Consider the following 7,834-nt stretch of genomic DNA (forward strand, 5'->3'; position numbering starts at 1 on the left):
GAAGCCTGATCCGCATGGCCGGTTTCCCTCTCACAGCCCCGGCGGCGGCTGCGGCGCCCCCGGGAGCCGGATCGCGGCGACCGTGCCGTCCCCGTCCGGCGCCGGGCGCAGGGTGATCTCGCCGCCCGACTGCTGGACCGTGCGGGCGACGATCGACAGGCCCAGGCCCGAGCCGGGGAGCTGGCGGGCGGAGGGGGAGCGCCAGAAGCGTTCGAAGACGTGGGGGAGTTCGTCGGCGGGGATGCCGGGGCCCTGGTCCCGTACGGTCAGCTCGCCGTCGCGCAGGGCGATCTCGATCGTGCCGTGGGCCGGGCTGAACTTGACCGCGTTGTCCAGGACGTTGACCACCGCCCGTTCCAGCGCGGCGGGCTCGGCCCGTACGTACCAAGGGGTCAGGTCCGCCCTGATGGTCAGCTCGGGGCCGCGCAGCCGGGCGCGTTCCAGGGCCGTGTCCGCGATGTCGTGCAGCGCGACGACCTGGAGCGGGCCGGGGGCGGGGGCGTCGGGGCGGGACAGTTCCTGGAGGTCGCCGATGAGCGAGGCCAGCTCGGTCATCTGCGCCTTGACCGACTTCATCAGGGCCCTGCGGTCGTCGGGCGGGATCGCGCGGCCGGTGTCGTCGCTGCGGGCGAGGAGCTCGATGTTGGTGCGCAGGGACGTCAACGGGGTCCGCAGCTCGTGGCCCGCGTCCGCGATCAGTTGGGCCTGGCGGTCGCGGGAGCTGGCCAGCGACGCGGTCATCGAGTTGAAGGAGCGGGACAGTCGGGCGATCTCGTCCTCGCCCTCGACCGGGATGCGGACGGTGAGGTCCTCGGTACGGGCGACGTGCTCGACGGCCTCGGTGAGCTCGTCGACGGGGCGCAGGCCGGTGCGGGCCACCCAGAGACCGGCCGCGCCGGCGCCGACGACGCCGATGCCGGAGACGGCCAGGAGCACCCAGGCGAGGGTGGAGAGCGGGTCGTCGATCTCGCTCATCGGGCGGGCGACGGAGACCGCGAAGCTTTCCGGGACCAGGCCGGGCACCGGGTGGCGGGGCTCGTACGTGTACGTGTACACGCGCATCTTCTTGCCGCTCTTCGTCCTGGCCGTGTGCAGGTCGCTGTCCCGCACACCGGCGGCCACGGCGATGTCGGCGGCCGTCACACCGATCGGCGACGACTCGGCGGCGGTGCAGGTGCTCCCGGACACGGTGACGAGCTGCACGGTGTACGTCCCTCCGACCTGCGGGGCGGCCGCTCGGTCGGGGCGTGCACAGGCGGCGAACAGGGCCTGCACAAAGTCGTCACTGACCGAGACATTGCGCAGCGAGGCGTCCAGCTGGTTCTCCAGCTGCACCCTCGTCACGACCCAGCAGGCCGCCGCGACCGCCGCGACCGCGACCGCCACCGCCGTCGCCACCAGCAGCGCGAGCCGGGAGCGCAGCGGCAGGGCGCGGAGCCGGCGCAGCGCCCCGGTCATCCGTCACCGCCGCCGGAGCGGAGCGCGTAGCCGACACCCCGCACCGTGTGGACGAGCCGCGGTTCGCCGCCCGCCTCCGTCTTGCGGCGCAGGTACATCACGTACACGTCCAGGGAGTTGGAGCTCGGCTCGAAGTCGAAGCCCCACACCGCCTTGAGGATCTGCTCGCGGGTCAGCACCTGTCGCGGGTGGGCCAGGAACATCTCCAGCAGGGTGAACTCGGTACGGGTCAGCTCGACCCGGCGGTTGCCCCGGGTGACCTCGCGGGTGGCGAGGTTCATCCGCAGGTCCGCGAAGGCCAGCACATTGTCGTCGGGGATGCCGCCGCCCGCCGCGGCAGCGTACGAGCTGCGGCGCAGCAGGGCCCGGATGCGGGCGAAGAGCTCGTCCAGCTCGAAGGGCTTGACCAGGTAGTCGTCGGCGCCCGCGTCGAGACCGGTGACCCGGTCGCCGACGGTGTCGCGGGCGGTGAGCATCAGGATGGGGGTGGTGGTGCCCGCGGAGCGGAGCCGGCGGGCGGCGGTCAGGCCGTCCATCCGGGGCATCTGGATGTCGAGGACGATGAGGTCGGGGACGTACGACTCGGCCCTGGCGAGGGCGTCGAGACCGTCGACGGCCACCTCGGTGTCGTAGCCCTCGAACGCGAGACTGCGCTGCAGGGCCTCGCGTACGGCGGGCTCGTCGTCGACGATCAGGATGCGCTGCGGATCGTCTTCGGCGGGGCTCATCGCTCGTTGTCCTCTTCTCGTTCCCGTACGGCTGTGCCTTTCGGCTCTCAGCCTTGCACGGCCGCGGCGCGTCGTCTTCGTGCGGCCCGGCTGCCGCGGGCGGTGGCGGCACGGACCTCCGGGGCCCGGCGCGGCCCGGCGGCCCCTTGCGCGGCCTGTTCCGCGAGGAGAGCGAGGGGCAGGGCCAGGTCGGCCGGGCCGGTGGGGGTCTGGGCGAGGTGGTGCATGGCTGTCTCCTCAGGAGCTGTTGCCGGACCGCAGGGTGTCGAGGTCGGCCTTGAGCGTGTTGACCGGGATGGCGAAGCCGAGACCCACGCTGCCCGCGCTCGAACTGCCGGACCCGTTCGACGAACTCGCCGAGTACATCGCGGAGTTGATCCCGATGATCTCGCCGTTCATGTTGATGAGCGCACCGCCGGAGTTGCCGGGGTTGAGCGAGGCGTCGGTCTGGATGGCCTTGTACGTGGTGGTGGAGTTGCCGGTGTCGCCGTTGAACTGCCGGCCGCCGAACTCGAACGGCCACTGCTCGCCGCCGCCCTGCCCCTGGCCGCTGCCGTCCTCCTTGGCGACGGTGACATCGCGGTCGAGGGCGGAGACGATGCCGCTGGTGACGGTGCCGGTGAGGCCCTCGGGCGAGCCGATCGCGACGACCTGGTCGCCGACCGTGACCGCCGAGGAGTCGCCCAGCGTGGCCGTCTTCAGCCCGCTCGCGCCCCGGAGCTTGATCAGCGCGAGGTCCTTGTCGGGGTCGGTGCCGACGACATCGGCGGTGTACGTCCGGCCGGTGCTGAGCGTCACCTTGACCGACGAGGCGCCGGAGATGACGTGGTTGTTGGTGACGACCTCGCCGTCGGACGTGATGACCACGCCGGAGCCGGTGGACTCGCCCGCGGTCGAGGTCGCGTTGATCTCGACGATCATCGGTGAGACGGCCTTGGCGACACCGGAGACGGTGCCCTTGCTGCTCTGCGAGACGGTGGTGCCGGGGACGACGCCGCTGCTCGCGCTGTTCGTGCTGCTGCCGGTGAGCTGTTCGATGACGGTGGCGGTGCCGCCGCCGACGATGGCCGCCGCGATCGCCACGGCCGCGAGGAGGGCGACCGGCCGCCTGGCCCGGTGCCGGGGCGCGGCCGGCTCCGGCGGCGCGGGCGGCGGGAAGGCCGGTCCGTTGCCGCCGCTGTCGCCACCGTGGCCGTCGGCGCCGCTCCCGCCGGGCCACACGGTGGTTCCGGGGCCCGTCGCGATCGGCTGCGCGGGCCGGTATGACGGCGGCGGCGGGTAGGCCGCGTCGCCGTTGCCGTACGAGGGGTACATCGGGTACTCGCCGCTCGGGCGCTGGCTCTCTGTCATGTCTATGAGCGTGTCCGGCGAAGATGAGAGAAGCCTGAGCACGTCCTGAGAAGCCCGGCAGAACCTCGTATGCCCGATATAAGGAGCGGTCGGCGCGGGGACCGGACCCGGCTGCGTCAGCCGACCGTCGGCTCCCCGCAGCCGCACGAGCGCCGTACCACCAGCGCCGACGGGAACTGCTTCAGCCGCTCCCGCCGCGACCCCGACACCCGCAACGAGTCGTCGAGCACCAGGTCCACCGCGGCCCGTGCCATCGCCGGGCGGTCCGAGGAGACCGTCGTCAGCGGCGGATCGGTCAGACCGGCTTCCTTCACGTCGTCGAAGCCCGCCACCGCGAGGTCCCCGGGCACATCGATGCGCAGCTCGCGCGCGGCCCGCAGCACCCCGATGGCCTGGTCGTCCGTCGAGCAGAAGATCGCCGGCGGCCGGTCCGGCCCGGCGAGCAGCTTCAGCGCCACCTGGTACGCGTCGTAACGGTTGTACGGGGCCTGGAAGAGCCGGCCCTCCGTCGAGCGCCCCGACTCGTGCATCGCACGGCGCCAGCCCTCGACGTGGTCGGCGACCGGGTCACCCACCGCCGGGGTGGACTCCACGCCGCCGAGGCACGCCACGTACTCGTTGCCGTGCTCCAGCAGGTGCCGGGTGGCGAGCTGGGCGCCGCCGACATCGTCGGTGACGACCGCGACGTCGTCGATCGCCTCCGGCCGCTCGTGCAGCAGCACGACCCGCGCGTCCCACGCCTCGATCTCGGCCGCGGCCCGCTCGCTGGGGCCCTGGCTGACCAGGATCAGGCCGGAGACCCGCATGCCGAGGAAAGCCCGCAGATAGTGGACCTCGCGCTCGTCGCGGTAGTCGGAATTGCCGACGAGCACCATTTTCCCGCGCTCGGCGGCGGCCTGTTCGACCGCGTGCGCCATTTCCGCGAAGAAGGGCTGCCGGGCGTCCGGCACGATCATCCCTATGAGATCGGTCCGCCGCGAGGCCATCGCCTGGGCAACCCGGTCGGGCCGGTAGCCCAGCTCCTTGATCGCGGCGAGCACCCGCTCGCGCGTGGCCGGGGCGACCGGCCTCGGTCCGTTGTTGATGACATAGCTGACGACCGCTGTCGACGTCCCCGCCAGTCTCGCCACATCGTCCCGCGTCACCTTGGCCACGCGCGGCAGTCTACGCGGATATACCTACCTCCCGGCAGGCCGGACCGGGGCTTCTTCCGCCATCTCGGCAGTCCGTGACTGCTCCGAACGGGTTACGGGCTCGGCGGCGGCCTCCGCCGCGGCCCGGCCCTTGGCCTCCTCGGCCGCGCGTTCCACCTTCTCGGGTGTCACGAAGCGGTAGCCGACGTTGCGGACCGTGCCGATCAGCGACTCGTGCTCGGGGCCGAGCTTGGCGCGCAGCCTCCGCACATGGACGTCGACCGTGCGCGTACCGCCGAAGTAGTCGTAGCCCCAGACCTCCTGGAGCAACTGGGCGCGGGTGAAGACCCGGCCCGGGTGCTGCGCCAGGTACTTGAGCAGTTCGAATTCCTTGAAGGTCAGGTCCAGGACCCGGCCCTTCAGCTTCGCGCTGTACGTGGCCTCGTCGACCGAGAGGTCGCCGTTGCGGATCTCCATCGGGGAGTCGTCGGAGGTGATCTGCTGCCGTCCGGTGGCCAGCCGCAGCCGGGCCTCGACCTCGGCCGGTCCCGCGGTGTCCAGCAGCACGTCGTCGATGCCCCAGTCGGCGGTGACGGCCGCGAGACCGCCCTCCGTCACGACGAGGATCAGCGGACAGCCCGGTCCGGTGGACCGCAGCAGCTGGCAGAGCGACCGCACCTGGGGGAGATCGCGGCGGCCGTCGATCAGGATGACGTCGGCACCGGGGGTGTCGACGAGAGCGGGGCCTTCGGCCGGTGCCACCCGCACGCTGTGAAGCAGGAGACCGAGGGCGGGAAGCACCTCCGTCGACGGTTGAAGGGCATTCGTCAGAAGCAGCAGTGAACTCATCGCCGCCCACCTGCCTGGGTCGTCGGTCGATGATCGTGCACGGTTTGCTCGCCCATTACGTCGGTCCTCCTCGTTCCCTGCGAGAGGGGCACTCCCGGGCCGGGCCCGGGGGAGTATGCGGCACTTCTTCGTATGTTTCGTGCTGGTCCTACAGGTGCGGCCCCGCGCCCCGGGACCGCTGAGCTTGTGGAAACGTCGCCGTAACAACGCCCGGAAAGCACAAAAGGACCCGGGGGCTGCTTTGCCCGGATCCTCTTCCCAGCACAATAGCCCACATGAGTTCTGTGTCCGAGGGGCGATTTCGGAGTTCCGCTGTTCCCTCGATCACGCCCGGTCCCCTCCGTACCACGTTGCGTACCGATGACGGGGTGCGTATCGAGGCGGTGTACGAGCCGTGTACGGCGGGTGCCGGGGCCGCTGCGGATTCATCCTTCGACGGTACTGCGATCGTGCTCGCGCACGGCTTCACGGGTTCGGTGGACAGGCCCGCGGTGCGACGTGCCGCCGGGGTGTTCGCCGGGCGTGCGGCCGTGATCACGTTCTCGTTCCGGGGGCACGGCGGGTCCGGCGGGCGGTCGACGGTGGGCGACCGCGAGGTGCTGGACCTGGCGGCGGCGGTGGCGTGGGCGCGGGCGCTCGGACACCGCCGGGTGGTGACCGTCGGCTTCTCGATGGGCGGTTCCGTGGTGCTGCGGCACGGGGCGCTGTACGCGGGACGGGCGGCGGACCGCGCGGACGGCGCGGAAGCCGGTGGCGCTGTGGAGCGCGAGGGGCGCACCGGGGCGCGTACGGAGGCGCACGCGGATGCGGTGGTGGCCGTGAGTGCCCCCGCCCGCTGGTACTACCGGGGCACCGCCCCGATGCGCCGGCTGCACTGGGTGGTCACCCGGCCCATGGGCCGACTGGTCGGCCGCTACGGCCTGCACACCCGGATCGACCGCGACGCATGGGATCCGGTGCCCCTCTCGCCGGTCGAGGCGGCCGGGCTGATCGCCCCGGCCCCGCTGCTGATCGTGCACGGCGACCGGGACCCGTACTTCCCGCTGGACCACCCGCGGTCGCTGGCCGGGGCGGCGGGCGACGGCGCGGAGCTGTGGCTGGAACACGGCATGGGGCATGCGGAGAACGCCGCGGACGAGACCTTGCTCACCCGCATCGCCGACTGGGCGGTGGCGCGGTGACCCATGATGGACAGCTGACGCGAGACGAGAGGAGTGGCGCCATGCCTGCGGTAACCATCCGCTACTGGGCCGCCGCCAAGGCCGCAGCCGGGACCGCGGAGGAGTCGTACACGGCTGCGACCCTCGCCGAGGCGCTCGAAGCGGTGCGTGAACGGCACCCCGGAGAGCTCACCCGAGTGCTGCGAAGGTGCTCGTTCCTCGTCGACGGTGACCCCGTGGGGACCCGTGGCCATGAGACCGTACGCCTTGCCGAGGGCGGCACGGTCGAGGTGCTCCCGCCGTTCGCAGGAGGGTGAACCGCAGCACATGAGCAGCAACGATCAGCAGTATCCGTACGGACAGGACCCGGGTCACGGGTACGGCCCCGGCCACGACCCGTCGAACGGCCAGCAGCCGCAACCGCACGGTGACCAGCCGTACGGCGCGCAGGCGTACGGCGATCAGTCCTACGGTGCGCAGGCGTACGGTGCCCAGTCGTACGGTGCGCAGGCGTACGGTGCCCAGTCCTACGGCGCGCAGGCGTACGGCGATCAGTCCTACGGTCGGCAGCCCTCGTACGGAACCCCGCAGCAGGCGCAGGGTGCGTACGACCCGAACCAGGCACCCCAGACACCCCACGTGAGCCCCGGTCCCGGGCAGGGCTGGCCCGCCGGGTACCCGCAGGAGCCTGCCGCGCCCGGCCCACAGGATCCCGGCGTCGCGCAGACGTGGGAGGGCCAGACCTGGGACACCCAGTACCAGCCGGTGGTCCAGCCCTCGCAGCCCGCCCAGCCCTCGCAGCCCGCCCAGCACGCGCAGCCCGCCCAGCCGGTTCCGGCCGCCGCCGAGACCGCCTACCTGCCGCCTCATCTGCCGCCGCAGGGCGCCTCGGGCTCGTACCCGCTGCCGCCCGAGGCACCGGCCGCACCGGCAGCCCCCCTCGCCGCCGAGCCGTCCGCGGCGGCCGCACCCGCCTCCACTCACGACGCGGCCGGCTACAGCTCCCCCACGACCCTGGGCAACAGCCGCATCACCGACGCCCAGCGGGCCCGCGCCGAGGGCCGCTCGCCCTCTCGGTGATTGCGTCCCGCCGCCCGATCAACATGGTCTGGGCCGGGCTCGCGCTGGGCGGCGTCGTGCTGCTGGGCGGGGGCGG

9 protein-coding genes are annotated in these 7,834 nt (G+C 72.5%); 3 read left to right on the top strand and 6 right to left on the bottom strand.

Annotated features, from left to right (window positions below):
- Positions 1-30 precede the first annotated feature (30 nt).
- The 6 genes from ABZY11_RS07845 to ABZY11_RS07870 all read right to left on the bottom strand — a co-directional run bounded on the left by ABZY11_RS07845 (position 31) and on the right by ABZY11_RS07870 (position 5,518).
- Positions 31-1,458 carry a HAMP domain-containing sensor histidine kinase gene (locus ABZY11_RS07845; RefSeq protein ID WP_356478272.1) on the bottom strand — a complete coding sequence of 476 codons (1,428 nt, stop codon included), beginning with the start codon at positions 1,456-1,458 and terminating at the stop codon, positions 31-33.
- A complete protein-coding gene (locus tag ABZY11_RS07850; protein WP_356478273.1) occupies positions 1,455-2,186 on the bottom strand; it encodes a response regulator transcription factor in 732 nt (243 codons plus the stop codon). Before ABZY11_RS07850 ends, ABZY11_RS07845 begins: the two co-directional genes overlap by 4 nt.
- 47 nt (positions 2,187-2,233) lie before the next feature.
- Positions 2,234-2,413: a hypothetical protein gene (locus ABZY11_RS07855; RefSeq protein WP_356478274.1), complete on the bottom strand. Its 180-nt coding sequence runs from the start codon at positions 2,411-2,413 to the stop codon at positions 2,234-2,236.
- A gap of 10 nt (positions 2,414-2,423) precedes the next feature.
- A complete protein-coding gene (locus ABZY11_RS07860; RefSeq protein WP_356478275.1) occupies positions 2,424-3,536 on the bottom strand; it encodes a trypsin-like peptidase domain-containing protein in 1,113 nt (370 codons plus the stop codon).
- A gap of 116 nt (positions 3,537-3,652) precedes the next feature.
- On the bottom strand, positions 3,653-4,690 hold the full coding sequence (locus ABZY11_RS07865; protein WP_356478276.1) for a LacI family DNA-binding transcriptional regulator: 1,038 nt from the start codon (positions 4,688-4,690) through the stop codon (positions 3,653-3,655).
- A gap of 24 nt (positions 4,691-4,714) precedes the next feature.
- The gene (locus tag ABZY11_RS07870) at positions 4,715-5,518 is read right to left on the bottom strand and encodes a response regulator transcription factor (protein WP_356478277.1); all 804 of its coding nucleotides are present in this window, start codon (positions 5,516-5,518) and stop codon (positions 4,715-4,717) included.
- Between the two features lie 275 nt (positions 5,519-5,793).
- Here ABZY11_RS07870 and ABZY11_RS07875 point away from each other — a divergent pair, with 275 nt between their 5' ends.
- The 3 genes from ABZY11_RS07875 to ABZY11_RS07885 are packed head-to-tail and all read left to right on the top strand — an operon-like array spanning position 5,794 to position 7,758.
- The gene (locus tag ABZY11_RS07875; protein WP_356478278.1) at positions 5,794-6,699 is read left to right on the top strand and encodes an alpha/beta hydrolase; all 906 of its coding nucleotides are present in this window, start codon (positions 5,794-5,796) and stop codon (positions 6,697-6,699) included.
- A 41-nt stretch (positions 6,700-6,740) separates the two neighbouring features.
- Positions 6,741-6,995, top strand: a complete 255-nt coding sequence (locus ABZY11_RS07880; RefSeq protein ID WP_356478279.1) for a MoaD/ThiS family protein — start codon at positions 6,741-6,743, stop codon at positions 6,993-6,995.
- A gap of 10 nt (positions 6,996-7,005) precedes the next feature.
- Entirely contained in the window at positions 7,006-7,758 is a 753-nt protein-coding gene (locus ABZY11_RS07885) for a hypothetical protein (RefSeq protein ID WP_356478280.1), read from the top strand.
- The last annotated feature ends 76 nt before the right edge of the window (positions 7,759-7,834 follow it).

It is taken from the genome of Streptomyces sp. NPDC006510, assembly GCF_040611955.1.
Lineage (GTDB): Bacteria > Actinomycetota > Actinomycetes > Streptomycetales > Streptomycetaceae > Streptomyces.